Origin of the sequence: Streptomyces sp. NBC_00019 (assembly GCF_045041015.1) — a bacterium.
GTDB lineage: Bacteria > Actinomycetota > Actinomycetes > Streptomycetales > Streptomycetaceae > Streptomyces.
Genome location: NZ_CP108303.1, coordinates 51135 through 76825, shown reverse-complemented (window position 1 = coordinate 76825; position 25691 = coordinate 51135). Strand labels below are relative to the sequence as shown.

The following is a 25691-nucleotide window of genomic DNA, read 5'->3' as shown; positions in this document are numbered from 1 at the left end:
CGGGATACGGGACCACCGGGGCACCGGGGTCGTTACGCCGAGCGGCCCGCCTTCAGCGCCGCCGCCGTCTCCGCGACCCGGCGGGCCTGGTAGCGGGCCGCTTGCAGGACGTCCTCGCCGGGGCCGCCGTTGCTGTTGCCGGCGCCCGAGACATACGAAGTGCCGTACGGATTGCCCGTCTTGAACTGGATCGGGTCGGTGTAGCCCGGCGGCACGATGATGCCGCCCCAGTGGTAGAAGGTGTTGCTCAGCGCCAGGATGGTGGACTCCTGGCCGCCGTGCGCGGTGCCGGTGGCGGTGAAGGCCGAGACGACCTTGTCCGCGAGACCGCCCCGCTGCCACAGCGGGCCCGCGGTGTCGATGAACGCCTTCAGCTGGCTGGAGACGTTGCCGAAGCGGGTCGGGGTGCCGAACAGCACCGCGTCCGCCCACTCCAGGTCGTCGAGGGTGGCCTCCTGGACGTCGGCCGTGTCCTCGATGTGCTTGGCCCACGCCGGATTGGAGTTGACCGCCTCCGGCGGGGCCAGCTCGCGGACCTTGCGCAGGCGCACGGTCGCGCCCGCCTTCTCCGCGCCCTCGGCCGCGGCCTGCGCCATGGTGTGCAGATTGCCGGTGGCGCTGTAGTAGATGATCGAGACGTGCACGGCTGTCATGTGCGGCTCCTTCGCTGACTCTCTGCCCGTCGAAGCGGGTTACCGGGCGACGACGAGGGTGGCGGGCTCCGCGACATGGAACGAGACGTCCTCGAAGCCGGCCTTGATCAGCCAGTCGCGGTATTCGCCGCGGGTCCAGGTGCTGCCCTGCCGGGTCTTGAGCAACATCTCCGAGGCGAAGATCAGCGGGAAGGCCGGGCCGCTGCGGTCGTCGTCGACCACGTAGTCGTTGACGACGAGGGTGCCGCCGGGCTTGAGGGCCTGCCGGAGCCGGGTGAAGACCTCGATGTTGCTCTCCGGGCTCTCCTGGTGGGCGATGTGCGAGTAGACCGCGACGTCGTACTCGGCCGTACCGAAGTCGGTGGTGTGGAAGTCCCCGTCGAGCGTGGTGAACCGGTCCCCGACGCCGCGCTCGTCGAGCAGCCGGCGGGCGATCTCGTTGATCGGCTCCCAGTCGAGCTGGGTCGCCCGGGCGGCCGGGTTGGCCTCCAGCCAGATCCCCGAGTAGATGCCCGAGCCGCCGCCCACGTCGAGGATCGAGATCTCCCCGGCGTCCGCCAGCCCGAGCACCTCGGCGGCGACACCGGCGGCGGGCACCGACTGCGCGGCGATCGCCGTGACGATGCCCTCCCAGTGCGGGTTGTTGGCGACCTCGACGACCACGTCCTTCTTGATGGGCCCGCCGACCCGGACGACCTCGGCCAGGTCGGTCAGCGAGCCCGTGTGCGACAGCTTCAGCCTCGCGAACGGGGCCAGCGACACCGGCGTGTCCTCGACCAGGTAGGTGGCCGCCTCGGGGGTGTTGCGGTAGCGGCCCTCGTGCAGCTCGACCAGGCCGATGCTGACCAGTCCGTCGAGGAGGGTCTGGGCGCCGCGCTCGGCGATGGCGGCGCGCCGGGCCAGCTCACCGGGGGTGTCCGCGCCGTCGGCGAGGTGGGTGAAGACCGAGTGGGTGGCGGCTGCGGCGAGGACACCGGTGGCCCAGTAGCCGTTGATCAGCCGCATGATGCCGACAGGTGACGGCTGGTTGTTGGTCATGCTGCCCCTCCGAGGGCGAAAGTGGCGGGCGAGGTGGCGGACGAATGGGTGTGCACCGCGCTGCGCAGCGCGGCGACGACCCGCTCGACCTGGTGCGGCTTGAGTTCCGCGTGCATGGGGATGGAGAGCTGGCGGGCGAAGAGATCCGCCGAGACCGGGCACGTCTGCTGTGCCTTGAACACCGGCTGTACATGGCCGGCCCAGGTGCCCTGCTGGCAGCCGATGCCCTGGCCGCGCAGCTCCGCGGCGACCGCGGCGCGGTCCACACCCGCGTCCAGCGTCACCATGTACGTCTGCCAGGCGTGGGTGCGGTCGTCGGGGACGGTCGGCACCCCCACCAGGTCCTCGTCGGCGAGGAGTTCGGCGTACTGCGCGGCGACCGCGCTGCGGCGGGCGAGCAGTTCGTCGATCCGTCCGAGCTGCACCTGGAGGATCGCCGCGGCGATGTCGGACAGTTTGAAGTTGTAGCCGACCTCGGTGAACGTCGGCACGGGCAGGCCCACGACCTTGCCCATGTCGAAGATGCTGCCGATGCCGAACGAGGAGCGCAGCCGCGCGTCCTTGCCGATCTCCGGGTCGTGGGCGAGCAGCGCGCCGCCCTCCCCGCTGGAGGCGCCCTTGCGTCCGTGGAAGGACAGGCACCCGATCTCGGCCAGCGCACCGGCCTGCCGGCCCTGGTAGGTGGCGCCGACCGCGCAGGCCGCGTCCTCGATGAGGAACAGCCCGTGCCGGTCGGCGATCTCCTGCAGTTCCGCGTAGTCGGCGGGCATGCCCACCGTGTCGATCGCCACGATGCCCGCGGTGCGCGGGGTCACCAGGTCGGCCACCGCCTGCGGGTCGACCGTGTAGGTGTCGGGCCGTACGTCGGCGAAGACCGGGGTCGCGCCCACGTACAGCGCGGCCTGCGCGGGCGCCGGGAACCCGTAGTCGGCGACGATCACCTCGTCGCCCGGCCCCACGCCGAGCGCGAGCATCGCCAGGTGCAGCGCGGCCCCGCAGTTGGCGAGCGCCACGGCGTCACCGACGCCGTACTTCCTGGCGAGCTGGGCCTCCAGGGCCTTGCCCTTGGGGCCTTGTCCCGCGGGCCAGCCGGAGGCGAACACCTCGGCCACGGCCGCCAGTTCCTCCTCGCCGAGGCTCGCGTGGACCAGCGATATCGGTTCCATCTCGGGTCAGCTCCCACTCTGCTTCGCGTGTGTCTTCTGGCCGGGGATGTGGAGGGCGGGCGGCTCGTAGCGCAGCGGCGTCAGCTGCTCGACGTCGTACCGCTTGCGCATCGCCTCCACGGCCGCGGCGTCCACCGTGGTGCCGCGCGACCAGATCTCCGCGATCTCTTCGAAGTAGTCCTCGTGTATGGGCGAGGGCAGGCACTGGAAGAGCATCTTCACCGGCCTGTCCGTGGCGTTGCGGAACGCGTGCGGAGTGCCGGGCGGCACGAACATGCAGCCGCCCTCGCTCGCCCGGATCACGCGGTCGCCGGTGCGGGACACCCAGTTGTGCCAGCTGTCCGGCGTGCGCTCGGTCGGTTCGAAGCACAGCAGGTCCAGCTCGCCCTCCAGGACGTAGAAGAACTCCTGGGCGTCACCGTGCACATGGGCCCCGACGTCGAAGCCGGGCGGCACGATCACCTCGAAGATCGACACGGAGGAGCCCATCTCCTTCGTGGCCTTGAAGGTCACCTGCTGCGCCCGGGTGACCAGCTTTCGCCCGGCGCCCGCCGGGAGGATGAGGTCGGTCATCCGCGTTCCCTCCGCTGTCCGTACCGGCGCTCAGGACGCGGGCCGGGAGGCGTCGGCACCCCAGGTGCCCAGGGCCATCTCGGCGGTGATGCCGGGACCGAAGCCGGCGATCAGACCGGTGGCGCCAGGAGCCGGGGTGTCCTCCTCGAAGAGGCGCCGGGCGGCTTCGAGTACGACGGCGCTGGCGATGTTCCCGTACTCGCTCAGGGTCGACCAGCTGTGCCGGAAGACGTCACGGTCGACCTCCAGGAACTTGGCGAGGTCGTCGAGGATGCGAGGGCCGCCGGCGTGCACGATGTAGAAGTCGAGCTTGCCCGCGTCCCAGCTGTGGTCCTTGGCGAGCTCGCGCAGGACCGGGGCGAGCGGCTCCATCGTGCCGGGGACCCGGCGGTCGAGCTGGAAGTGGAAGCCGGTGTCCTTGACCGCGTAGGAGATCCAGTCCTCGGTGTTGGGGATGAGGTAGGAGGCGTTGCGCTCCAGTTCGATGCCGTTGCCGCCGATGCCGCGGACGACGGCGGCGGCGACCGCGTCACCGAACAGGCCGTCGGACAGCAGCGAACCGATGTCGTCGGCCTCCGGCTGGTAGCACAGCGAGCACAGCTCGCAGGAGACGATGAGGACGTTGCTGCCCGGGTGGGCCACGCAGAAGTCGTGGGCCCGGTTGATGGCCGCGCCGCCCGCCGCGCAGCCCAGCTGGGCGATGGGTATCTGACGGGTGTCCGGGCGGAAGCCCAGCTTGTTGATGAGCCAGGCCGTCAGCGACGGCATCATGAAGCCGGTGCACGACACGTAGATCATCGCGTCGATGTCCCGGGCCCGCAGATCGGCGTTGGCCAGCGCGCGCTCGATGACCTCGGGGGTGCGCTTCTTCGACTCGACCTCGTAGACGCGGTTGCGCTCCTCGAAGCCCGGGTGGCGCAGCGTCTGCTCGATGGGCTGCACGATGTGCCGCTTCTGCACGCCGGTGTTGCGGATCAGGCGGAGAGCCAGGGGCAGTTGCGGCTTGCCGGCGTGCGCCTTCTCCGCAAATTCCAGAGTCTCTTCCACCGTGATGATGTGTTCCGGCGCGCTCATGGCCGGCTTGCAAAGCCTGGGCATATCTGGAATCCACTTCTCTTGGAGTCTCGACGGCAGGGGCGGTCGGGGGCTCGACAGCAGGGCAGTGGGACGTGGGACGCGGAGCCGACGGCGGCTCGCCTTCGCCCGTTCGCGGCGGGCGGCGCACGCTTGCTCGGCAAGCGCTACAAGGTGCCTCAAGACCGGGTGGTCGCGGATGGCGGCGGTGTGCCTCGGGTGGTTGAGTGGTCGTGCGCCAGGAAGGCGAACACGGCGAAGTACGCGAGCATGGCGAAGTCCGGGAAACACCGTCGGCTGCCAGGTGCGCAGGGGCTCGATTCCGCCTGCGTGAACCGGCGAACGACCCTCGGCCCATTGCCTCGTGCTGTTTTCGGGCAGGCGAGGGGTGCGAAAATAGTGACACGCGCTGAGGAGCCGAGCCAAGTGCCTGTTAGGCATACCCGAGCCAGACTCCAGGCGTACTCTCGCGCGCTTCCGGCAAGGGTCCGGAAGCCCCCCGCCATACCCCGCCTGACCAGCGCTTCCACCGATCCGTGCGGTAGTCGAAAGGCCCCGTTCCCGACCCCTCGGAAGCATGTGTTCCGGCCTGCGCCGGGCACCGGGCCGGCACCGCCTCGAGCGAATCCAGACCGTACGACAGGAAATCGTCCGGCGCGGATGTGCCGGATTCTGTCGGCGGCCCGTCACATTTGCCGGCCGCGGCCTGTCACACAGGCAAGGCTCTGCTGGGAGGAAGCGACCTGATGAACGAAAAAGAATGGCTGGCCGCCCGATTCGAGACCGACCGCCCCCGGCTGCGGTCGGTGGCCTACCGGGTGCTCGGATCCATGGCGGAGGCCGACGACGCCGTCCAGGAGGCCTGGCTGCGGGTGACCCGCTCGGACGCCAGCGAGGTGGAGAACATGAGCGGCTGGCTCACCACCATCGTGGCCCGGGTGTCGCTGAACATGCTCCAGTCCCGCAAGTCGCGCCGCGAGGACCTCGTGGACGCCCCCGAGACCGATCACGCGGACCACAGGGAGACGGAGTCGGCCGACCCCGAGCAGGAGGCGCTGCTCGCTGAGTCGGTCGGTGCCGCGATGTTCCTCATCCTGGACACGCTCACGCCCGCCGAGCGGCTGGCGTTCGTCCTGCACGACATGTTCACGGTGCCCTTCGAGGAGATCGCCCCGATCGTCGACCGCACCCCGGCCGCGGCCCGCCAGCTGGCCAGCCGGGCCCGCCGCCGCTTCCAGCGGCAGGGCGTCAGGCCGGAGGACGTGGAGGCGGCCGCGAAGACCCCGCCGACCCCGCCGGCCCCGGAGGAGACCGCGGACACCGAGGGCTCCCAGGTCGGCAAGGCCGACTTCGTGCACGCCTTCCTCACCGCGTCCCGCGAGGGCGACTTCGAGGCACTGCTGTCCATCCTCGCCCCGGACATCGTGGTCCGCGCCGACCAGGCGGCCGTGCGGATGGGCATGGCCACCGGCATCGGCCTGGCCACGGGTGCGGGGCTGACCGAGGAGATGCGCGGTGCCGACGCCGTCACCCGCGCCTTCTCCAAGCTCTCCTGGGCACCGGTGCCCGCCCTCATCGACGGCTCCGCGGGCCTCGCCTACGTCCGCGACGGTGTGCCGCACGCCGTGTTCCGCTTCGACATCGCCGAGGGCGTGATCACCAACATCGACATCCGCGCCGACCTGACCGGCCTGGACATCGTCATCTTGAACTGAGTCGGCTGCGCAGGGGTGCGGGCAGGGGGAAGGGGCGGTCCGTACGGACCGCCCCTTCCCCCTGCCCGCAGAGGGCCCCGGCCGGAGAGCCTCAGTCCTCCAGCGCGTCGAACGCCTTCAGCAGCCGCCGCTGGATGTCGGTGATGTGGTAGTACGCGCCGAGCTTGTAGTACTCCTCCGTGGGCGACAGCGTGAGCCCGTAGACGAGGGTGCGCTTCTCGCCCACGTACGCGTACGGCGCCTTGGTGCCGTAGTTGCGGAACTGCTCGATGTCGCGCTCGTCCGCGGAGGGCACCAGTGTCGGGTCGGTGGAGATCACGGCGAAGCACAGCCGGTCGATCCTGCCGGTCTCCCAGTTGAGGGTGGGATAGACCGAGAACGAGCGCTTGCAGAACTCCAGCCCCAGCTCGGTCGGCACATGCAGACCCAGCTCACGGACCAGGGCCAGCACCGACTCCGGCGCCAGCGTCTGCTCGCTCAACTCGCTGAAGTAGAGGTTGACCTGACGCTTCTTGTAGTCCATCGACGTCATCTGGACCTTGTCCAGCCCATAGCGGGCGAACAGCTCCGCGTTCTCGGCCACGGCCGGCGGCATGGAGGGAATGGCGCTCAGCTGCGCGACCCCGGGCATGTCGTCGGTGGGGAAGAACGCGTACGTCTTCTTGAAGCCACCGGTGACCTCGCCGTCGATGGCGAACATCGACACCGGAAGGTGCTTCTGGGTGTCGGCCAGCAGATCGTCCACGGGGTGACCGGTCGCCGGGAACAGCCCCTTCTCCACCACCGTGGCGTAGGGGTCGCCCTGGCTGGTCGGCACCGAGATGCTGAAGTCCAGCTCCGTGGAACGACGCCCGCTCGCCATGGAGAAGACGACGACGCCCTCGGTGAGCGTGTCCTGGAACTCGGTCAGCAGCGGATGGATCTTCTCGCGTGCGCAGGTCACGCCCAGCAGTCCAGCCGCCTCCTCCATGGCCGCGTACACGCGCTCGACATCAGCGGCTCCGGACATTCAAACCTCCACGCGTCGATCCTGACGATCCGTCAAAGAGTGATCGGTTCAGGGACACGCCAGGAAGCGAAGCCGGCCGGCCGCTCTCGATGCTGCGTCCCGCGCCCCAGCGTCGACCACCCACCTCGAACCCCACTGGAGGATCGATTGGCGCTGACTGGTCGAACAGACCCTCGACACCGTGGGGCACGCACAATGGCCGAAGCATTGCCTGCCCAATGGAAAGTGGGGGCGAGTTCACGAATGGCTGACGACACGACCGAAACCACCGTACGAACCGACGGACCATACGCGAGCTCCCGCAATCCGGACGCGTGGCGCATAGCGGCGCTGGAACGCGAGATCCAGGAACTGCGCCGCACCAACGAGGCACTGCGCGTGCACGTGGCAAGAGAGCTCGAACCCGACCCCGAATTCACCGTCGTGGCCGACCAGGAACTGGCGGAAATCGACGTCGTGAGCGGCTGCGGAACAACCACGACACCGGCGGCACCCGGACGAGCGGAGGACGCCCGGTGGCCCGCCCAGGAACCGCCCCGGACGACGCCCGCGCACCCGCGCGCCCTGGCCGAGTTCCACGCCCTGGGCCCGATCGAGGCCGTCGTCGACGGCCGGCTCGTCGACCTGGGCGCACCCAAGCAGCGCGCCCTGCTGGCGCTGCTGGTCGGCAAGGTGGGCCGACCGGTGGCGGTCGACACGATCGTCGAGGAACTGTGGGCCGGCCAGCCGCCGCCGTCCGCGGTCTCCTCCACCCAGGCCTACGTCGCCAACCTGCGCCGGGTCCTGGAACCCGACCGCGCCCCCCGGACACCGCCGACCGTCCTGCGCACCTACGGACGCGGCTACCTCCTCGACACCCGGGTGGTGGAGGTCGACGTGCACTGGTTCGGCGAACGGTCCGTCGCCGGCTGGCAGGCACTGGACCGGGGCGATCCGCACGGCGCGGTCCACGAGTTCGAGACGGCGCTGGCGCTGTGGCGGGGACAGGCGTACGCCGAGGTGGCCGACACCGCCTGCACACGACCGGACGTGGCCCGCCTCGAGGAACTGCGCCTGTCGGTGGTCGAGGGCCGGTGCGCGGCCCTGCTCGCCGTCGGCGCCCACGAGATCGCGGTGGCCGAACTGGAGGCGTTCGTCCAGGACCACCCGCTACGGGAGTACGGCTGCGAACTCCTCGGCCTGGCCCTCTACCGGGCGGGCCGCCAGGCCGACGCCCTGGCCGTGCTCCGCACCAACCAGCGGCGCCTGGCGGACGAACTGGGCATCGACCCACGCCCGGCCCTGCGCCGCCTGGAACAGCAGATCCTCACCCAGTCGTCGTCCCTGGACTGGCACCCCTCCCCCCGCCCGTCCGGCACCGCGACCCGGCGCCCCCCGGAGGTCCCGGACCGCCGGCCCGGCCGCCGCCCGCCGGCCCACCGCGACCACCTGCCCAGGCCCGACTTCTTCCGGTCGTCCCTGCTGGCGGAGCTGTAGCCGCGGGCGGCGCACGCCGCTCACACCTCAGCGGCCCGGCGGGGCGGAGAGCCGGCCAGCGGCGACGAGTCCTCGTAGCGGACCTCGTAGCGCCGCTCGGTGAACTTCCAGCCGTCCCCGGTGCGCTGATAACGGTCGTGATAGATGGCGTAGTTGATCCCGCCCCGGCCGTCTAAACCACGCCCGACCTCCGACATGTAGGCGCGGCCCGAAGCGGTGTCGCCGTCGAGCAGGATCAGACCCGGGTGCGTGTTCTGCACCAGGAAGTCCACCACCTTCGGCACCCGCCTGCCCCACGCCCGGATCTCCTCCGGGCCCTCCAGCTCGATGGGGATGTTGGGCATCCGCAGCGCCCCGTCCTCCGTGAAGAGCGTCGCCACCCGTTCGTAGTCGCGCATCATCACCGCATCGGTGAACTCACCGCGCAGCGCCTCGATTTCGACGCGGTCCGCGATGGCCTGGAAGTCATTCATCGCTTTCCCTTTCTCATGGCCCGGAAATTGCGGACGGTGTGTCCGTCCGTCTCGCCATGACGACAGCCGGGCCCCGCGGAATGTGACACGCGCCGGCCGTTTCCCGGCCCGATTCCCCCGGACGGGTGAGCGCATACGGCAAGAGGTTCGACGTAAGGCGAGGACGTTCGAGATATTCCGGGGTCCTTCGAGGTCAGCGATCCCCGGGCGTCGCCAAGCGGGTGCCAACCGGCTCCATAGTCCGCCCCAACCACCCCACCCGATGCTGGAGGCCGCAGCACCGGCCGAAGTGCGTCGTCATGCCTGTTCACCCGTAATCCTCGACGGCCCGCCCCACGTGTGGGCCCTTGTCTGATGGAAGGCCGAATATGGAGGTTACCGAGGTTCCGGTCCTGATCGTGGGTGGCGGCGGCTGCGGCCTGTCCGCCTCCATCTTCCTGTCGGACCACGGTGTGCGGCACCTGCTCGTGGAACGGCACGCGGACACGTCGATCCTGCCGAAGGCGCACTACATCAACCAGCGCACGATGGAGATCTTCCGCCAGCACGGCCTCTACGACGACGTCGTCGAACGCGCCTCGACCACCGACCGCTTCGGCCGCGTGCGCTGGCAGACCACCCTCACCGGCGACGGCCCCCTGGACCGCCGGATCATCCACGAGATGGACGCCTTCGGCGGCGGCGCGCTGACCGAGGTGTACGCCGCCGACGGCCCCGTACTGCCGTTCAAACTGCCCCAGTTGAGGCTGGAGCCGATCCTGCGCCGGCGGGCCGAGGAACGTAACCCCGGCCGGGTGCTCTTCTCCCACGAACTGGTCTCCTTCGCGGAGCAGGACGACCGGGCCGTCGCCGAGATCCGTGACCTCGCCACCGGTGAGATCACCCGGGTCGTCGCCCAGTACGTCATCGCCGCCGACGGCGGCCGCACCCTCGGCCCCCGGCTCGGTGTGCGGATGGAGGGCACGGTGAAGATGGCCGAGGTCTCCACCGCCTACTTCTCCGCGGACCTGTCGCAGTGGTGGCACGAGGGCACCCTGATGACCTGGTTCCTGAACCCCGAGCGCGCCGACCGCAGCTTCACCCTGCTGGAGATGGGGCCGAACTGGGGCAGGCAGTGCGAGGAATGGGGCCTGACCTCCTTCCTCCTGGGAGATGCCGAACGCACCGACAACGAGGCGGTCGCCGCCCGTATCCGTGAGGTGCTGGGCCTGCCCGACCTCGAACTGACCGTGCACAAGGTGTCGCAGTGGACGGTGGAGGGCGTGCTCGCCGACCGCTACCGGGCCGGCCGCGTCCTCATCGTCGGCGACGCCGCCCACCGTCAGCCGCCCACCACCGGCCTCGGCCTCAACGGCGGCATCCAGGACGTCCACAACCTCGCCTGGAAACTCGCCGCGGTCCTCTCCGGCCGCGCCGACGACGGCCTGCTCGACAGCTACGAGAGCGAGCGGCGACCGGTCGGCAAGCGCAACGTCGACTGGGGCCTGGCCGCCTGGTTCCACCACCGCGTCATGTCGGAGGCCGCGCTCGGCCTCGGCCCGCACGTCCCGCCCGAGCGCCGCGCCTCCGCGTTCGCCGGCTACTTCGAGCAGTCCGAGGTCGGCGAGGTCAGGCGGGCCAGGGCGGCGGAGCTCTTCGCCACCCACCGCGCCGAGTGCCAGGCCCACGACCTGGAGATCGGTTACGCCTACGAGGAAGGCGCCCTCGTCCCCGACGGCACCCGGCCGCCGACGAGCTCGCCCATGGGCACCGAGTACCACCCCACCACCCGCCCGGGGCACCGGCTGCCGCACGCCTGGCTGGAGCGCGACGGACAGCGACTGTCCACCCATGACCTGGTCGGCGCCACCGGCGGCTTCGCTCTTCTCACCGGCCCCACCGGCGCCGGCTGGGCCGAGGCGGCCGAGCAGGTCGCCGAGAAGTTCTCGATCCCCCTCACCGTGGCCCGCGTCGGAGCTGGCGCCGAGTACACCGGCGACAGCTGGGCGGACGTAGGGGAGATCGCCGACGACGGCGCCGTCCTGGTGCGCCCCGACAACCACGTGGCGTGGCGCTCCATGGGCGCGGCCGACAACCCGGCAGCCGTGCTGGCACAGGTGTTTTCCCAGGTCATGGACCACGGGACCGCCGACAGGGCCTGACCCGTCAGGGCCCGGTGGAAATCCGTGACGGCAGCTCGTCACATTCCTCCGCCGGGACCTGTCATACGGGCGAGGCCTTGAGTCCGACCCAAAAACAACGAGGAGAACAGACCATGTCCACAACCAGTGCCGTGCCTACGGCAAAGGACTCACGGCGGTGGATGGTTCTCGCCGTCATCTGTGTCGCCTACCTCATGCTCACCCTCGACATGACGGTGATGAATCTGGCCCTGCCGTCGGCGCAGGAGGACCTCGGCTTCTCGAACGCGGACAAGCAGTGGATCGTCACCTCGTACGCCCTGTGCTACGGCACCCTGCTGCTGATCGGCGGCAAGCTCGCTGACCTCATCGGCCGCAGGGAGACCTTCATCATCGGTCTGGTCGGTTTCGCGGCGGCCTCCGCGATCGGCGGCGCGGCCAACAGCTTCACCATGCTGGTGGCCGCCCGTGCGGCACAGGGTGTCTTCGCCGCACTGCTGGCGCCCACCACCCTGTCGATGCTGGCCACCACGTTCACCGACCCCAAGGAGCGCGGCAAGGCCTTCGGTGCCTTCAGCGCGGTCGCGGCCAGCGGTGGCGGTCTCGGTCTGCTGATCGGCGGCGCGCTGACCTCCGGCCTGAACTGGCGCTGGTGCATGTACGTCAACCTGGTCTTCGCCGCGTTCTCGCTGATCGTCGGCGGCAAGCTGGTGCCGCGTCAGCCCCGTGCCAAGGCCAGCCTGGACATCCCCGGCGTCATCCTGGTCTCCGGCGGCCTCTTCGGCCTGGTCTACGGCTTCTCCAACGCGGCCACGCACTCCTGGGACACCCCCTCGACCTGGGGCTTCATCGCGGCCGGCGCCGTGCTGCTGATCGTGTTCGCCGCCTGGCAGACCCGCGCCCAGCAGCCGCTGCTGCCCCCGCGTGTCGTCACCGACCGCAACCGTGGCGGTGCCTACATCACCTCGCTCCTGGTCGGCATCGGCATGTTCGGTGTGCTGCTCTTCCTCATCTACTACCTGCAGACCGAGCTCGGCTACTCCGCGATCAAGTCCGGTCTCGCCCTGCTGCCGATGATGATCGTCACCGGTGTGGCCAGCAACGTCGGCAACATCAAGGTGATGCCGAAGTCCGGCCCGCGGCCGCTGATCACCATCGGCATGCTCGTCAACGCCGGCGCCATGGTCTGGCTGACCCGCATCGGCCCGGACTCCGGCTACGCCGCAGCGATCCTCGGCCCGCTCATGCTCCTCGGCCTCGGCATGGGCATGATCTACGCCGCCGCTCTGAACACCGGCACCTCCGGTGTGGCCCCGCAGGACGCGGGCGTCGCCTCGGCGACCATCAGCGCCGGTTCCCAGCTCGGCGGCGCCATCGGCACCGCGCTGCTCAACACGATCGCCGCCAGCGCCGCCAGCGACTACATCGCCGGCCACGCCCAGGGCAAGCCGAGCGCGGAGCTGTTCCAGCTCGCCGCGATCGAGGGCTACCAGCAGGTGTTCTGGTGGTGCGCCGCCATCTTCACGGCCGGCGCCGTCATCGGCGGACTGCTGCTGCGCGGCGGCCCGCTCCCGCTGCCCGCCTGGGCCGCCAAGCCGAAGGCCGAGGAGTCGGCGGCCGGCGAACCGGAGAAGGCACTGTCCTGACACCACCCACCAAGCAACACGGACAAGGACGAGGGCCGGGTCACCACCCGGCCCTCGTCCTTTGTCGTCCCCGGCGTGTGTGTCAGCCGCGACGCGAGGACGGCTTGCGCACCCGGAAGTTCGCCATCATGCCCATCGACGCGTGGTCGAACATGTGGCAGTGGTACACGTAGGTGCCCTCGTAGCCCGTGAAGGTCGCCTGCAGCTTGACCGTCTCCCCGGGCTGCAGCGGCACCGTGTCCTTCAGCCCGCTCTCCGGCCCGGAGGTGACGGGCTTGCCGTTGCGCTCCAGCACCCGGAACTGCACCAGGTGCATATGGAAGTTGTGCGGGGTGTAGAGGTTGGCGTTGCGCACGGTCCAGATCTCCGTGGCCCCGTACTCGATCTCGGTGTCGACCCGGTCCATGTCGAACGACTTGCCGTTGATGAACGCGTCCATGGTCGCGCCCGTCTCGTCCATGCTCAGCACGAAGTCACGGCTGACCGTGGCGCTTCCCAGCGCGGGCAGCGTACGCAGCGTCGAGGGCACGGTGCTGCTGTCCTGGACGGGTCCGGTGACCCGGAACTGCAGCACCCGGCCGAGCTGGTCGACGGGCTCGCCGGGCAGCAGCCCACCGGTGTTGGCCAGGATCAGCCTGGTGCCGGCGGCGTACCGGGAGAAGTCGATGACGATGTCGGCCCGCTCACCGGGGGACAGGGACACCGACGTCACATCGAGCGGCTTCTCCAGCAGCCCGCCGTCCGAACCGATCTGCTGGAACGCCGAGCCGTCCGACAACTGCAGCGTGTAGAACCGCAGGTTGGCCGTGTTGAACAGCCGGAAGCGGTACTTACGGGCGGCGACCTCGAAGTACGGCCACGCCTTGCCGTTCGCCATCAGCACATGGCGCTTCATGAAGTCGCCCATGCTGTACACGAGTTGGCCGCTGTCGTCGAACCGCGCGTCCCGCAGCGCGATCGGCACGTCGTACGCGCCGGACGGCAGGTTCAGATTCCGCTCCACGTCGTCGGTGAGCAGATAGAAGCCGGTCAGCCCGCGATAGACGGTCTCCGACTCCAGGTGGTGCGCGTGGTCGTGGAACCACAGGTTCGCGTGCGGCTGGCTGTTGGGATACGTGTAGACCTTGGACCCGCCGTTCGGCGCGATGAGGTCCATGGGGGAGCCGTCACTGCTCTGCGGCACATGGGCGCCGTGCAGATGGATCGACGTGGACACGCCCAGCCGGTTGGTCTGCCGGACCACGACACGGCGCCCCGAGGCCGCCTTGAGGACGGGACCGGGGAAGCTGCCGTTGAAGGTGTACACCCGGGTCTTGCGCCCCGGCAGGATCTCGGCGTCCGCCTCCCGCATGGCGATGTCGTAGTAGCTGGTCAGGCCCAGTTCGCACACCGGCTCCAGCACCTGCGGCACCGGCATCGCCTGCTCGAACTGCGGGACGGTGGTCGGGTCCAGCTCACTGGCCTGCGTCGGTTCGGCCATCGCGGGCACCAGCAGGCCCGCACTGCCGAGGGCGCCGGTCAGCGCGGCCCCCGTCATGAGGATGGTTCTGCGGTGGATCATGTCCTCTCCCCGTGGAGATACGTGTGATGGACATCAGAGACCTGGCAGAGGATGCACCGCCGCGCTCCGCGTGCTCTGGAGCCCGGCTGGAGCGGAAGAGGCGTGACGGCACCCGTGGGACCTCCGGCACCGCACTCGGGCCATGCCGCCGCCCTGCCTGTCACCTCACCCCGCTCCGGCTTGTCACATAGGTGAGAGCCGAGTCCGAGGAGGGGCTTGCGTGACACGGAACGAAGAGTTCGAGGAAGTACGGTCCCTGCGGTTCCCCATCGACAACCGCCCCCTGACCAGCGCCGACGACACCCTCGGTGCGACCGGCCCGCCCCCGGCGTTTCTGCCCGCCGAGGTCGCCCGCACCGCCTGGCAGACCCCACGCACACCCCGACCACGACAGGCCCGGCACACCGCCCCGTGGTGCACACTCCCGCCGACAACCCCCGGCTCCCGGCCAGGAACCCCCGACTCCCTGTCCACCGCGGCCGTACTCCTCCTGGAGCGACTGTCCCCCCTGGAACGAGCGGTGCTGGTGCTGCGCGAGATGCTCGGCTGCGACATGGCCCGGATCGCGGCGGCCGTGGGCCATCCGGAAACCACCTGCCGTCGGCTCGCCGCCACCGTCACGGCCCGCACCCCCACCGGCATCCGCCCCTGGCCCCGCCGTATCACCGGCGCCGACCGGGTGGCCAGGCTGCTGGCGGCGATCGTCCCGGCGCTGCTGGGCCTCGGCGTCACCATGCGGCCCAGGGACACGGCCGACGGCCCCGGCGCACTCTTCCACGACCCCCACGGCACCCTCCTGGGCGCCCTGGCCCTCGACATCGTCGACAACCACATCCACACACTCCACTGGCTGCCCGCCGGACAAGCCCTCAAGAAGACGGAGGAGCCGACATGACACCGCCCGCCCCACCGCTCCCGGACCCGGCCTCGACGCACGGCCTGCCCTCGTGATCCGGCTGCTGCTGGCCGACGGCCGGCCCGCGCTGCGTGAAGGACTGCGCACGGTCCTTGACGCCGAGGCGGACATCGAGGTGGTCGCCGAGGCCGGTGACGGCGGGCAGGCGTTGTGGTCGGCCCGGGAACGGCTCCCCGACATCGTGCTCACCGACGTCACCCAGCCCGGCCTCGACGGCATCGAGCTGACCCGGCGCATCACCGCCGACCCCGCCCTGGCCGGGGTGCGGGTCGTCATCCTGACCGGCGACAGCCGCGACGGGCACGTCTTCGACGCGCTGCGGGCCGGCGCCGCCGGATTCCTCGCCGACGACACCACGCCCGCCGACCTCGCACACGCCCTCAGGGTCGTCGCGCGCGGCGACGCCCTGCTCGCCCCGTCGGTCACCCGCCAGGTGATCCGCCGGCTCGTCACCCGCACGCTGCCGCGGGCCCCACGGCCCGGACTCCTCGCCGAACTCACCGACCGTGAGCGGGAGGCCGTCGCCCTGGTCGCACGCGGTCTGTCCACCGCCCAGATCGCCGACCGCATGGTGATCGCACCACTGACCGCGAAGTGCCACATCGACCGTGCCCGCGCCAAGCTACGGGCCCGCGGCCGCGTCCATCTCGTAGGCCTCGCCTACGCGTCGGGCCTGGTCGGCTGAGGCCTCTGACAGGGCCTCAGCCCCGCCCGTCGGCCACCCCCGCCAGATCCAGCAACAGTTCCTTGACCTCGGTCGCCTCGTACCGCTCGCGCGCACCCCGAGGATCGGAGCACAGCAGCACCGGCCCGTCCTGCGGACTGTCCGGCAGCCGGCCGTGCGTCCCCCGCACCGCCGCCGCCCCCGCGTCCAGTCCGATCGCGCTCATCAGGTACCGCATGCCCAGCTTCTTGCGGGCCAGCGCCACCGCCGTCCGGGCCTTCGCGGCGAGCGGCGCCGCGGGGTCGAAGAACAGCTCGGCGGGGTCGTACCCCGGCTTGCGATGGATCTCCACCAGCCGGGCGAAGTCCGGCGCGCGCTCGTCGTCCAGCCAGTAGTAGTACGTGAACCAGGCGTCCGGCTCGGCGACCAGCACCAGATCACCGGCCCGCGGATGGTCCAGGCCGTGGGCCGCCTTCTCCGCCGCGCCCAGCACCTCGGCCACGCCCGGCAGCTCGGCGCACACCTTGCGCACCATCGGCAGATCCTCGGGATCGTCGACGTACACGTGCGCGATCTGGTGGTCGGCGACGGCGAACGCGCGCGACGTCCACGGATCCAGATACTCCATGCCGGCCTGGGTGTGCACCCGCAGCAGATTCTCCCGGCGCAACGCACGGTTGACGTCGACCGGACGGCCGGCCCGCGTGATGCCGTACTCCGACAGCGCCACCACGGTCGCCCCGCGTCGGCGCGCCGCCTCCAGCAGTGGGCTGAGCACCGCGTCCAGCCTCGCCGCGGCGGACGCCGCCTTCCGCCCGTCCGGGCCGAACCGCTGCAGGTCGTAGTCGAGGTGCGGGACGTACACCAGCGTCAGATCCGGGTCGTGGCGCGCCATGATGTGCCGGGCGGCGCGGCAGATCCACTCGGAGGAGGCGATGCCCGCCCCCGGCCCCCAGTAGCTGAACAGCGGGAACTCGCCCACCGCGGAGGTGAGTTCGTCGTGCAGCTCCGGGGGGTCGGTGTAGCAGTCGGGGTCCTTGCGGCCGTCGGCGTGGTAGACGGGCCGCGGGGTCACCGTCCAGTCGGTGTCCGCGCCCATCGCGTACCACCAGCAGATGTTGGCGACCGTGTACCCGGGATGCCGGCGGCGCGCCGCGTCCCACAGCTTGTCCCCGCCCACGAGCTTGTTGTGCTGGCGCCACAGCAGGACTTCGCCGAGGTCACGGAAGTACCAGCCGTTGCCGACGATGCCGTGCTCGCTCGGCGGCGCGCCGGTGAGCAGCGTGGCCTGCACCGAGCAGGTGACCGCGGGCAGCACCGGGGCGAGTTCGGCCTGCCAGCCCGTACGGGCGATCGCGGCCAGCCGCGGCATGTGCTTGAGCAGCCGCGGGGTGAGCCCGACGACGTCGAGCACGACGAGGGGAGTGGGCCGGGTGTTCATCGGATCAGCTCCCTGACAGGTTCCCGGTGCAGTCCCAGGGCGAGCAGTTCGTCCCGGGCGAAGGCCACCTCGGCGGCGATGCCCTCGGCCAACTGGCCTTCGGTGACGGGGCGTTGGGCGGGTGGCAGCACGTTCCAGGTGTACGTCTCCACCTCAAGGTGGTCGCACAGCGCCCGCTCGCCGCCGACGAGCACGCCCAGCGCGTCGCGCAGCACGTCGAGCGTGGCGTGCAGCGGCGGCTGCGGGGCGGCATGCAGCGGCACGTGGTAGTGCACCCGCCACGGCCCGGGCAGCTCCGCGTCGAGCGCTTCGGCCAGGTCGTCGGCGGTGTGCCCGGCGGCGGACCGCGTCTGGTGCAGGAACCGGGGTTCGGCGTACCCGCGCAGCGCGGCGGCCGTAGCGGCCTGCTCCGGATGGTCCGCGGCGAGCGCGGCGGACACCTGCACCTTCACCACCGGCAGCCCCGCACCCGCCAGCCGGGCCAGCGCGTCCCGCGGCTCCTCCCACCCGCACGCCAGATGGGCCAGGTCCAGGCACACCCCGAGGTAGCGGGTGTCGACGCCGGCCAGTTCGTCGGCCACCTGCTCGGTCGACTCCAGCACACAGCCGGGCTCCGGTTCGAACCCGACGCGGATCAGCCGCCCGGTGCGCGCGTGCACGGTCTCCAGCCGCTCCGCCAGTTCGGCCAGCCGCCCCCGGGCCGCCGCCTGGTGCGCCGCGGTCCAGGGGGTGCGCCAGGCCAGCGGCAGCGTGGACACCGAGCCGCGGGCGGCGTCGTCGGGGAGCAGCCCGGCCAGCACCCGGGCCAGGTCGAGCGTGTACGTCATCCGTGCGTCGCTCAGCCAGTCCGGCCGGTACACCGCGTGCTTGACCACCGGCGCGTGGAAGGCGCCGTAGGGAAAGCCGTTGCAGGTGACCACCTCCAGGCCGCGCGCGTCGAGTGCGCGGCGCAGCCCCTCCACCGCCGACGGCTCGGCGGCGAGCCGCGCGGCGACCGGCGCGGCCAGCCACAGCCCGACCCCGAGCCGCTCGACGCCCAGGATCCGCCGGGCCGGCACCGCGTACGCGTCCAACTGCCCGATGATCTCCGGCAGTTCCTCGCCGGCGTGGACGTTGGTGCAGTACCCGAGATGGACCGTCTGCCCGTCGCGGTGCGCCAGCCGCATCAGCTGCCTCCGCGGGCGATGGAGTTCCCGGCGAACGCGGACGCCGGCTCGTGCGCACCGGACGCCTCCGGCTCGGCCGCGGAGAGGTCCAGCCGCCCGGACTGACCGTAGAACTCGACCGGGTTGCGCCACAGCACCCGGTCCACGTCGTCCTCGGTGAACCCGGCGTCCAGCATCGCCTGCCCGGTGGCGCGGGTGAGCAGCGGGTCGCTGCGCCCCCAGTCGGCGGCGGAGTTCACCAGGATCCGGTCCGGCCCCCACTCCCGCAGCACCGCCGCCATGCGCTCCGGTGACATCTTGGTGTCCGGGTAGATGGAGAACCCCATCCAGCAGCCGCTGTCCGCGATCTGACCCACCGTCACCTCGTTGAGGTGGTCGACGACGACCCGCCCGGGGTCGATGCCGGACTCCCGCACCACGTCCAGGGTGCGCCGGGTGCCGCGCTGCTTGTCGCGGTGCGGGGTGTGCACGAGGACCGGCAGGTCGTGGACGACGGCCAGGGCGAGCTGGGCCGCGAACACCTCGTCCTCCGCCGGGGTCATCGAGTCGTAGCCGATCTCGCCCACCGCCACCACCCCGTCCCTGGCCAGGTAGCGCGGCAGCGCACCGAGCACCTCGCGGCAGCGCGGGTCGTTGGCCTCCTTGGGGTTCAGCGCGAGGGCGCAGTAGTGGCGGATGCCGAACTGGCTCGCGCGAAACGGCTCCCAGCCGGTCAGCGAGTCGAAGTAGTCGGTGAAGGACCCGGCGTTCGTGCGCGGCTGGCCGAGCCAGAAGGCCGGCTCGACGAGCGCGCGCACACCGGCCGCCGCCATCCGCTCGTAGTCGTCGGTGGTCCGTGAGGTCATGTGGATGTGCGGGTCGAAGATGCGCATCAGACTGTCTTCTCCTTGTGCTCCTCGGACCGTGCCCACTCCGGGTCGCCGATCAGCGCCAGCAGGACGGTCGCGTCGTCGGGCAGGGCCCGTCCGGCGGCACGCCGTTCGTCGTCCAGGTCGGCCAGCATCCGGGCCAGTTCGCTGTCGGCACGCCGGTCCAGGTCGGCCACCGCGGTCAGCGGTATCTCCATGAACACGCACTTGAGCACGGCCTGCCGCCACATCCCGTCGTCGAGACGCCGGGCGGCGGGACCGACCGCGGCGGCCACCAGACGCGGGTCGTTGGTGCGGATCGCGTCGTGCAACAGCTCCACCGCGGCGGACCCGATGTCCAGGCTGTGCGGCAGGTCCGCAGCGCCGGACCGGGTGTCCAGGCCCGACAGGGCGCGCAGCACCGCGCGCTTCTCGGCCGCGCCGCCCTGCCAGTACAGCGCGGCGACCAGCCGGGCCAGCGCCGCCCCGCGCAGCGGCAGCGCGGTCAGCAGCAGGACCCGGGCCGCGTCGTCGACGCTCCAGCCCGCGAGGTGCGGGCCGGCCTCGGCGAGCGGACCCCGGCCGCACCGCCGGCCCACGGCGGGGAACAGCATGACGACCGCGTCCGGGTTCTGCGCCACCTGCCACCGGGCGTCACCCAGCCACGCCGGGTCGGTGACCTGGTCCTTCAACACGTCGGTCAGTACGTCTGCGAGATGTCGGCCGGTCACAGGGAGACCTCCTCCGCTTCACGGGTCGCGCTCAGGAACTCGGCCGCGGCGCGGGCATGCGACAAGAACGCCAGCGATGTGCGCGCGACCGAGGGGGCGGCATGGGAGTGGCGGGGCAGCTCCACGGCCGTCAGCCCGCGGTATCCGGTGTCGGCGAGGGCGCCCAGCGCGGCCGGGAAGTCGACCTCGCCGGTGCCGAACTCCAGATGCTCGTGCACACCCCGCCGCATGTCGTCGATCTGCACGTTGACCAGGTACGGGCCGGCCTTGGCCACACAGTCCGCCACCGGCAGCGGCTCCACACAGCGGCAGTGCCCGATGTCGAGCGTCAGACCGAAGCAGTCCGGCGCGCCGAGCCTGCCGCGCAGCGCGAACCAGTCGTCGAGGGTCTCCACCAGCATGCCGGGCTCCGGTTCGAACCCCAGCCGTACGCCCGCCGCCTGGGCCGCGTCCACCACCTCGGCGCAGCCCCGCACCAGCCGGTCCCAGGCCTGCGCCCGCGGCACCGGGGCGGGCCGGACGCCGGCCCAGAACGAGACCGCCTCCGCCCCCAGGTCCGCCCCGATGCGCACGGCCCGCCGCAGGAAGTCGAGCCGGGCCGCGGGTTCGTCGTCGAGGAGCGTCGGGGCGTGCTTGTGCCACGGGTCGAGCAGATAGCGGGCGCCGGTCTCCACGACGACGGCGAGCCCGAGCCGGTCCAGCCGCGCCGCCAGGGCCTCGACGCGGCGGGGCAGTTCCGGTGCGAACGGGTTGAGATGGTCGTGGTCGAGGGTGAGCGCGACGCCCTCGTAGCCGAGGTCGGCGATGACGGCGAGCGCGTCCTCCAGCCGGTGGTTGGCGAACCCGTTGGTCCCGTAGCCGAAGCGCACGCCCGGGGCGGCGGGCGCGCTCATGTCGGCGACACCCGGCCCGCCAGGACCCGGCCGATCGGTGCGCAGGCGGCCACGACCGCCGCGGCACCGGGCCGCGCCGCCCGCGCGAGGAGCGCGCCCTGCAGCGTCGGCAGATTGGTGATCCCGGCCGCGACCGCCGCCCGTACGCTGCCCGCGTCCGGCGTGGCCAACGCCCGCACCTGGGCGTCCCCGTAACCGGCCGCGTACCAGGCGGCCAGCGACCCGACCAGCCCCGGTCGCGGTGCTCGGCCCGAGACGGCGAGCGCGACCCCGGCCGTCGCGGCCAGCGTCGCCCCCGGCAGCAGCCGGCCGGCGCCGCTCACCTCCCGGCGCGAGAGCGCGGTGACCGTGTAGGTGTGCGCCGCGACGGTGAGCGCCGGCACGAGCGCGCCCCGCCAGCCGCCCCGGCGGGTGCTCGCACCGAGGAGCACGTCCAGTCCGCGGCAGGCGGCCATGGCGGCCGGCCCGGCGGCGGTGCCCTTCAGCTTCACGTCGTACGCCCACACCGCGCCGGTCAGCGGCACCGCCACCGCGAGCGCCCTGCGGCCCCCGGCCAGCCCGGCCAGGGCGAGCCCGGCCGCGCTGAGCCCGGCCGCGACACCCAGCGCGGTCCTGGCGCCGACCCGGCCGGAGGGGATGGGCCGGTCGGGACGCTCCTCGGCGTCCAGGTCCCGGTCCGCCCAGTCGTTGGCCGCCATCCCCGCCCAGTACAGGCAGACCGCGGCGGCGGACAGCCCGGCGGTGCGCGGCCCGAGGGCGCCCGCGGCGGCGGCACCGGCCACGGCGTCCCCCGGCACCGACAGCGCCGCGGGCGCGCGGACCAGCTCCGCGATGTCCCCGGGTGTGGTCATCGCGCGCCGTCCGGTCCGGTGCCGAGCCCGGCGAGGTAGGCGCGCAGCGCCTCCCACTGGGAGTGCAGCGCGTGGTCGACGTCGCCCAGCGGGTCCTTGAAGAAGTAGGAGAGGGACTCCAGCGGTCCGGTGTGCCCGGCCTCGTGCGCGGCGGCGGTGATCCGGGCCAGGTCCAGGACGAGCGGCGCCGCGAGCGCCGAGTCGCAGCCCTGCCAGGTGAACTGCAGGCACATGCCGGTGCCGAGGAACCCGTCGAAGGTGATCAGGTCCCACGCCGTCTTGAAGTCGCCGATGTCGGCCACGTAGTCGATGCGGGTGTCGCCGTCGGGCGCGTAGCCGAGGGTCTCGTGCAGCACCCGCTGCTTGCTGGCCGTCTTCGCGGCGTTGGCCCGCGGGTCCGTCAGGCTGGCGCCGTCGCCGCCGCCGAGCAGGTTGATGCCCGACCACGAGCGGACCGAGAGGTTGCGCATCGCGAACATCGGCGCCAGCACCGACTTCAGCAGGGTCTCCCCTGTCTTGCCGTCGTGGCCCGCGTAGGGCAGGCCGCGCTCGGCGGCGAGTTCGGCGAGCGCCGGCAGCCGGGCCCCGGTGGAGGGGGTGAAGTCGACGTACGCGCAGCCCGCGCCGAACGCCGCGTAGGCGTACAGCGAGCTCGGCGGCAGCACCTTGTCCGGGCCGCTCAGCGCGGCGGCCAGGGCGGCGAGGCCGGAGTGCGCGGGGTGCGGCGGGGGAGTGGCCTCGGTGGAGGACACGTTGACCACCACGACCCGGTCCAGGCCGTGCCGCGCGGCGAACGCCCTGATGTCGGCGGCGATCAGCGCCGCGTCCTCGGCCTGGGTGGCGGCGGCCGGGGCGGGCCGCAGGTTCGCCTCCACGGCGTCGAGGTCCTGCTCCAGCGCCTGCACCAGCCGGGCCGGCACGACACCGGCGGCGGCCAGCTGCTCGGCCTTCTTGGCCACGGGGACCGTGGTCACGTCGTGACCGCCGAAGACCAGGTCGTCGAAGCCGGGCAGCGCCGACACGTCCAGCGCGGGATGAGCGGTCACGCAGCCCACCGGGTCGGCGAGCCCGGCGCGCAGCGCGAGCGCCCCGATCACGCTGGTGGTGGCGACGGATCCGCGGGCACCGATGAACCAGATGCCAGCACGCACGTTGTCTCCTTCGATCACGAGTTCGATCACGAGCACAGTGGATCTTGTGGTCTGTCCGTCACGGGCCGGGCCGGACCTCTGAACGGTCCGGCCCGGCCCGCGAGCGGGACGACCGGACGGTCAGCCGATCTTGATGATCTGTCCGTCGCCGGTGGCCTGGATGTCCGTGGAGCTGGTGCAGGCCGGGGCGTCCGTGCAGGCCGGCCACATCATGGTCTTGTCCGCGACGTAGATGGAGCCGTCGGGGCCGGCCAGGAAGCCGGTGGGCGCGAACAGCTTCTTGTCCGCCAGGACGGTACGGGAGTTGTCCTTGTGGTTGATCTGGATGACGTTGCCGATCGGGTCACCGGTCGGCAGGAACCCGGTGGTGTCGAACTGGGTCACGTAGAAGTCACCGTTGGCACCGAAGCCACAGCCGCTGATGGCGCTGAAACCCTTCTGCCAGACCTTGAGCTTGCCGGTCTTGGGCGAGTACCGGTACACGTTGGCCGCGGTCTCCGAGTTGCCGTGCCCGGTGATCTGGCCGATGTACACGCCACCGTCGGGGCCCACGTCGACGCAGGTCGGTACGGCGTCCGAGCCGCCCGGCGTCTTGGGCACGAAGGCGAGGACCTTGACCTTGCCCTTGCGGTCGACCGAGCTCAGCGTGTTCGCGCCCGCGTCCACCAGATAGAACCCGCCACCCGGCTTCGTCGTCAGCGCGTACGGGTTGGAGGCGGGGTAGGTGTTGGACAGGTCCGGGTGGTCCTTGGTCCACTGCCAGTTGACCGTACCCGGGTTGGCGATCACCTTGCGCTGCCCGTCGGTGATGTCCATGATCGAGCCGTACCGCTTGGTCAGCACCTCGGTCAGGTCCGCGGGCAGACCGGCCGGAACCTGCTCGGGCGAGCCGGCCTGCAGCGTGTAGATGTGGCCCTTGCGGTCGACGGTCAGCCCGTTGGGGCCGATCGTCTCTTCCTGGTTGAACGCGTTCGGCAGGTTCTCGGCGATCCGCACCGGGGTGCCCGAGGAGACATCCGCGACCGACGCGGTCTGGCCGTAGCACCTGGTGGCGAAGCCGGTGCCCTGGCAGTCGGTGGGGGTGGACCCCATCTCGGCGACCAGGAGCTCACCGTCCGGACCCCAGGCAAGGCTTCGCGGTGAGTTCAGCCCCTTGGCCACCACGGTGACCGGTGCGTCGCTGGTGAGGTGGCGGGTCGGACGGTCCTTCTGGGTGGCGGCCTCGGCCGCCTGCCCCGACGGTCCGACTCCCAGGCCGACGAGCGCTGCTGCGGCCGCCATCCCGGCGGCCAGCGTCCTGCTCGTTTTGAGACGGCGCATCTTGGACTCATTCCCTCCGGTCGAAACCACGATTTGATGACTGGTGTTCACGACAGGACGCACCGGGACCGACTCGCACTGCTGCGGTATGACCCGCCCCTCTGCATCTTGTTCTGGCGCCTCAGCATCAACGACATGGCTTGTTCATGACTGCCGATCAACTTGGCGCCGAGTTGGCGCCCGGCACCACGGCCCGCCGTGCCCAACTCCCGCTGCTCGGCGCCCGCTTGCGGCCGAGTCCAGCCGACGGGGCGCGGGCGGACTTTCCGGGTACGTTCGTCGTCCGCCGGTCACATTTCGGCGCCGCGGACTGTCATGGGGGTGAGACCGCGGATCGGCGCGGTCGCGCGGCACGGAGCCGAGGCACACGGCGGACGAGGCCGGATGCGAGGAATCCGGCCCACCGACACCGGACAGATCGGGAGAGACCATGGGTGACAGGCTCGACATGTCGTTGATGTACGCGATGCACAACGCGCTGCGGCGCGAGCTGGAGATCATGGCCACGATCACGGCACGTGTCGACGACGACCCGCGGCGCACCCTCACCGGCGCCGCCGGCTGGGACATCTTCAAGAAGGCCCTGCACATCCACCACACCGCCGAGGACGAGGCGCTGTGGCCGGTTCTGCGCCAGACTGTGGCCGACCGCCCGGACGACCTGGCCCTGCTGGACGCCATGGACGCCGAACACGCCTCCATCGACCCGCTCGTCGAGACCATCGACGCCGCGCTGGCCGACCCGGAGGGCGGATCCGAACGCCTCGCGGCCGCCGTCGACTCCCTGGCCACCAACCTGGCCGGACACCTCAAGCACGAGGAGGACCAGGCACTGCCGCTGATCCAGGAGGTCCTCACCCTTGAGCAGTGGCAGCACTACGGCAGGATCCACGGCGCCAAGACCGGCCCCGACGGCCCCCTCCTGACCCCCTGGGTCCTCGACGGCGCCGACCAGGAAACCGTCGACGCCATGCTCGCCGTACTGCCCGAACCCGTCCGCGCCGCCTACCGCAGCGCATGGCTGCCCGCGTACACCGAGCTCGACAGGTGGAACAGCAAGAACTGAGAACGCGCCGAGGCTCCCTCCTGACACCGCACCTCAGGAGGGAGCCTCGGCGCATGCACGACAGCCGCCCGCACACGCCGGTCAGGGCCCGTCCGGCGGATCACGCCGCGGACACGGGGCCCGGCACACCGTCCTCCGCC

At 71.5% G+C, this 25691-nt stretch carries 23 protein-coding genes; 7 read left to right on the top strand and 16 right to left on the bottom strand.

Annotation, left to right across the window (positions count from 1 at the left end):
* Window positions 1-32: 32 nt before the first annotated feature.
* The 5 genes from wrbA to OHU89_RS53045 are packed head-to-tail and all read right to left on the bottom strand — an operon-like array spanning window position 33 to window position 4528.
* Window positions 33-653 (bottom strand): NAD(P)H:quinone oxidoreductase, encoded by a 621-nt coding sequence (wrbA, locus tag OHU89_RS53065; RefSeq protein ID WP_266900290.1) that lies wholly within the window; start codon window positions 651-653, stop codon window positions 33-35.
* 39 nt (window positions 654-692) lie between these two features.
* Window positions 693-1691 (bottom strand): class I SAM-dependent methyltransferase, encoded by a 999-nt coding sequence (locus OHU89_RS53060; RefSeq protein WP_266900288.1) that lies wholly within the window; start codon window positions 1689-1691, stop codon window positions 693-695.
* Window positions 1688-2857, bottom strand: coding sequence for a DegT/DnrJ/EryC1/StrS aminotransferase family protein (locus tag OHU89_RS53055; protein WP_266900286.1), 1170 nt, complete (start codon window positions 2855-2857; stop codon window positions 1688-1690). The genes OHU89_RS53060 and OHU89_RS53055 overlap by 4 nt, the downstream gene beginning before the upstream one ends.
* 6 nt (window positions 2858-2863) lie before the next feature.
* The gene (locus tag OHU89_RS53050; protein ID WP_266900284.1) at window positions 2864-3430 is read right to left on the bottom strand and encodes a cupin domain-containing protein; all 567 of its coding nucleotides are present in this window, start codon (window positions 3428-3430) and stop codon (window positions 2864-2866) included.
* Between the two features lie 30 nt (window positions 3431-3460).
* Window positions 3461-4528: a type III polyketide synthase gene (locus OHU89_RS53045; RefSeq protein WP_331737379.1), complete on the bottom strand. Its 1068-nt coding sequence runs from the start codon at window positions 4526-4528 to the stop codon at window positions 3461-3463.
* Window positions 4529-5250: 722 nt separating this feature from the next.
* On the opposite strand from OHU89_RS53045, the gene OHU89_RS53040 reads away from it, so the two are divergent.
* Entirely contained in the window at window positions 5251-6219 is a 969-nt protein-coding gene (locus tag OHU89_RS53040; protein ID WP_331737377.1) for a sigma-70 family RNA polymerase sigma factor, read from the top strand.
* A 91-nt stretch (window positions 6220-6310) separates the two neighbouring features.
* On the opposite strand, the gene OHU89_RS53035 is transcribed toward OHU89_RS53040, so the two are convergent.
* Window positions 6311-7228: an aromatic prenyltransferase gene (locus OHU89_RS53035; RefSeq protein ID WP_266900278.1), complete on the bottom strand. Its 918-nt coding sequence runs from the start codon at window positions 7226-7228 to the stop codon at window positions 6311-6313.
* A gap of 243 nt (window positions 7229-7471) precedes the next feature.
* Here OHU89_RS53035 and OHU89_RS53030 point away from each other — a divergent pair, with 243 nt between their 5' ends.
* Window positions 7472-8704: an AfsR/SARP family transcriptional regulator gene (locus OHU89_RS53030; RefSeq protein WP_331737375.1), complete on the top strand. Its 1233-nt coding sequence runs from the start codon at window positions 7472-7474 to the stop codon at window positions 8702-8704.
* Window positions 8705-8724: 20 nt separating this feature from the next.
* Here OHU89_RS53030 and OHU89_RS53025 read toward each other — a convergent pair whose 3' ends face one another.
* Window positions 8725-9177, bottom strand: coding sequence for a nuclear transport factor 2 family protein (locus OHU89_RS53025; protein WP_331737373.1), 453 nt, complete (start codon window positions 9175-9177; stop codon window positions 8725-8727).
* 368 nt (window positions 9178-9545) lie between these two features.
* Between OHU89_RS53025 and OHU89_RS53020 the strand changes: the two genes are divergently transcribed.
* Together OHU89_RS53020 and OHU89_RS53015 are read left to right on the top strand one after the other, a co-directional pair.
* Window positions 9546-11318: an FAD-dependent monooxygenase gene (locus OHU89_RS53020; RefSeq protein ID WP_331737371.1), complete on the top strand. Its 1773-nt coding sequence runs from the start codon at window positions 9546-9548 to the stop codon at window positions 11316-11318.
* Window positions 11319-11431: 113 nt separating this feature from the next.
* Window positions 11432-12943, top strand: coding sequence for an MFS transporter (locus OHU89_RS53015; protein ID WP_331737368.1), 1512 nt, complete (start codon window positions 11432-11434; stop codon window positions 12941-12943).
* Between the two features lie 82 nt (window positions 12944-13025).
* On the opposite strand, the gene OHU89_RS53010 is transcribed toward OHU89_RS53015, so the two are convergent.
* Window positions 13026-14504, bottom strand: a complete 1479-nt coding sequence (locus tag OHU89_RS53010; protein ID WP_331737365.1) for a multicopper oxidase domain-containing protein — start codon at window positions 14502-14504, stop codon at window positions 13026-13028.
* A 220-nt stretch (window positions 14505-14724) separates the two neighbouring features.
* On the opposite strand from OHU89_RS53010, the gene OHU89_RS53005 reads away from it, so the two are divergent.
* Window positions 14725-15399 (top strand): sigma factor-like helix-turn-helix DNA-binding protein, encoded by a 675-nt coding sequence (locus OHU89_RS53005; RefSeq protein WP_331737363.1) that lies wholly within the window; start codon window positions 14725-14727, stop codon window positions 15397-15399.
* A 52-nt stretch (window positions 15400-15451) separates the two neighbouring features.
* A complete protein-coding gene (locus tag OHU89_RS53000) occupies window positions 15452-16105 on the top strand; it encodes a response regulator transcription factor (RefSeq protein ID WP_331737360.1) in 654 nt (217 codons plus the stop codon).
* Between the two features lie 16 nt (window positions 16106-16121).
* On the opposite strand, the gene OHU89_RS52995 is transcribed toward OHU89_RS53000, so the two are convergent.
* The 8 genes from OHU89_RS52995 to OHU89_RS52960 all read right to left on the bottom strand — a co-directional run bounded on the left by OHU89_RS52995 (window position 16122) and on the right by OHU89_RS52960 (window position 24485).
* Window positions 16122-17525, bottom strand: coding sequence for a nucleotide pyrophosphatase/phosphodiesterase family protein (locus OHU89_RS52995; RefSeq protein WP_331737358.1), 1404 nt, complete (start codon window positions 17523-17525; stop codon window positions 16122-16124).
* Complete coding sequence (eboE, locus tag OHU89_RS52990; RefSeq protein ID WP_331737356.1) at window positions 17522-18691, bottom strand: metabolite traffic protein EboE; 1170 nt, start codon at window positions 18689-18691, stop codon at window positions 17522-17524. The genes OHU89_RS52995 and eboE overlap by 4 nt, the downstream gene beginning before the upstream one ends.
* Window positions 18691-19563 carry a TatD family hydrolase gene (locus OHU89_RS52985; RefSeq protein WP_266900258.1) on the bottom strand — a complete coding sequence of 291 codons (873 nt, stop codon included), beginning with the start codon at window positions 19561-19563 and terminating at the stop codon, window positions 18691-18693. Before OHU89_RS52985 ends, eboE begins: the two co-directional genes overlap by 1 nt.
* Window positions 19563-20270: an EboA domain-containing protein gene (locus OHU89_RS52980; protein ID WP_331737352.1), complete on the bottom strand. Its 708-nt coding sequence runs from the start codon at window positions 20268-20270 to the stop codon at window positions 19563-19565. Before OHU89_RS52980 ends, OHU89_RS52985 begins: the two co-directional genes overlap by 1 nt.
* Entirely contained in the window at window positions 20267-21163 is an 897-nt protein-coding gene (locus OHU89_RS52975; protein ID WP_331737351.1) for a sugar phosphate isomerase/epimerase family protein, read from the bottom strand. Before OHU89_RS52975 ends, OHU89_RS52980 begins: the two co-directional genes overlap by 4 nt.
* The gene (locus OHU89_RS52970) at window positions 21160-22014 is read right to left on the bottom strand and encodes an SCO3242 family prenyltransferase (protein ID WP_331737349.1); all 855 of its coding nucleotides are present in this window, start codon (window positions 22012-22014) and stop codon (window positions 21160-21162) included. Before OHU89_RS52970 ends, OHU89_RS52975 begins: the two co-directional genes overlap by 4 nt.
* Window positions 22011-23165, bottom strand: coding sequence for an inositol-3-phosphate synthase (locus tag OHU89_RS52965; RefSeq protein WP_331737346.1), 1155 nt, complete (start codon window positions 23163-23165; stop codon window positions 22011-22013). Before OHU89_RS52965 ends, OHU89_RS52970 begins: the two co-directional genes overlap by 4 nt.
* Window positions 23166-23285: 120 nt before the next feature.
* Complete coding sequence (locus OHU89_RS52960; RefSeq protein ID WP_331737344.1) at window positions 23286-24485, bottom strand: ScyD/ScyE family protein; 1200 nt, start codon at window positions 24483-24485, stop codon at window positions 23286-23288.
* Between the two features lie 430 nt (window positions 24486-24915).
* Between OHU89_RS52960 and OHU89_RS52955 the strand changes: the two genes are divergently transcribed.
* Window positions 24916-25551 carry a hemerythrin domain-containing protein gene (locus OHU89_RS52955; protein ID WP_331737342.1) on the top strand — a complete coding sequence of 212 codons (636 nt, stop codon included), beginning with the start codon at window positions 24916-24918 and terminating at the stop codon, window positions 25549-25551.
* Window positions 25552-25691: the final 140 nt, after the last annotated feature.

Excerpts from the sequence above, each read along its gene's own strand:
- OHU89_RS53060 (WP_266900288.1), bottom strand. The coding sequence starts at position 1,691 with ATGACCAACAACCAGCCGTCACCTGTCGGCATCATGCGGCTGATCAAC.
- OHU89_RS53055 (WP_266900286.1), bottom strand. The coding sequence starts at position 2,857 with ATGGAACCGATATCGCTGGTCCACGCGAGCCTCGGCGAGGAGGAACTG.
- OHU89_RS52960 (WP_331737344.1), bottom strand. The coding sequence starts at position 24,485 with ATGCGCCGTCTCAAAACGAGCAGGACGCTGGCCGCCGGGATGGCGGCC.
- wrbA (WP_266900290.1), bottom strand. The coding sequence starts at position 653 with ATGACAGCCGTGCACGTCTCGATCATCTACTACAGCGCCACCGGCAAT.
- OHU89_RS52970 (WP_331737349.1), bottom strand. The coding sequence starts at position 22,014 with ATGACCACACCCGGGGACATCGCGGAGCTGGTCCGCGCGCCCGCGGCG.
- OHU89_RS52995 (WP_331737358.1), bottom strand. The coding sequence starts at position 17,525 with ATGAACACCCGGCCCACTCCCCTCGTCGTGCTCGACGTCGTCGGGCTC.
- OHU89_RS53040 (WP_331737377.1), top strand. The coding sequence starts at position 5,251 with ATGAACGAAAAAGAATGGCTGGCCGCCCGATTCGAGACCGACCGCCCC.
- OHU89_RS53050 (WP_266900284.1), bottom strand. The coding sequence starts at position 3,430 with ATGACCGACCTCATCCTCCCGGCGGGCGCCGGGCGAAAGCTGGTCACC.
- OHU89_RS52975 (WP_331737351.1), bottom strand. The coding sequence starts at position 21,163 with ATGAGCGCGCCCGCCGCCCCGGGCGTGCGCTTCGGCTACGGGACCAAC.
- OHU89_RS53035 (WP_266900278.1), bottom strand. The coding sequence starts at position 7,228 with ATGTCCGGAGCCGCTGATGTCGAGCGCGTGTACGCGGCCATGGAGGAG.
- OHU89_RS52985 (WP_266900258.1), bottom strand. The coding sequence starts at position 19,563 with ATGCGCATCTTCGACCCGCACATCCACATGACCTCACGGACCACCGAC.
- OHU89_RS53015 (WP_331737368.1), top strand. The coding sequence starts at position 11,432 with ATGTCCACAACCAGTGCCGTGCCTACGGCAAAGGACTCACGGCGGTGG.
- OHU89_RS53030 (WP_331737375.1), top strand. The coding sequence starts at position 7,472 with ATGGCTGACGACACGACCGAAACCACCGTACGAACCGACGGACCATAC.
- OHU89_RS53020 (WP_331737371.1), top strand. The coding sequence starts at position 9,546 with ATGGAGGTTACCGAGGTTCCGGTCCTGATCGTGGGTGGCGGCGGCTGC.
- OHU89_RS53010 (WP_331737365.1), bottom strand. The coding sequence starts at position 14,504 with ATGATCCACCGCAGAACCATCCTCATGACGGGGGCCGCGCTGACCGGC.
- OHU89_RS53025 (WP_331737373.1), bottom strand. The coding sequence starts at position 9,177 with ATGAATGACTTCCAGGCCATCGCGGACCGCGTCGAAATCGAGGCGCTG.
- OHU89_RS53045 (WP_331737379.1), bottom strand. The coding sequence starts at position 4,528 with ATGCCCAGGCTTTGCAAGCCGGCCATGAGCGCGCCGGAACACATCATC.
- eboE (WP_331737356.1), bottom strand. The coding sequence starts at position 18,691 with ATGCGGCTGGCGCACCGCGACGGGCAGACGGTCCATCTCGGGTACTGC.
- OHU89_RS52955 (WP_331737342.1), top strand. The coding sequence starts at position 24,916 with ATGGGTGACAGGCTCGACATGTCGTTGATGTACGCGATGCACAACGCG.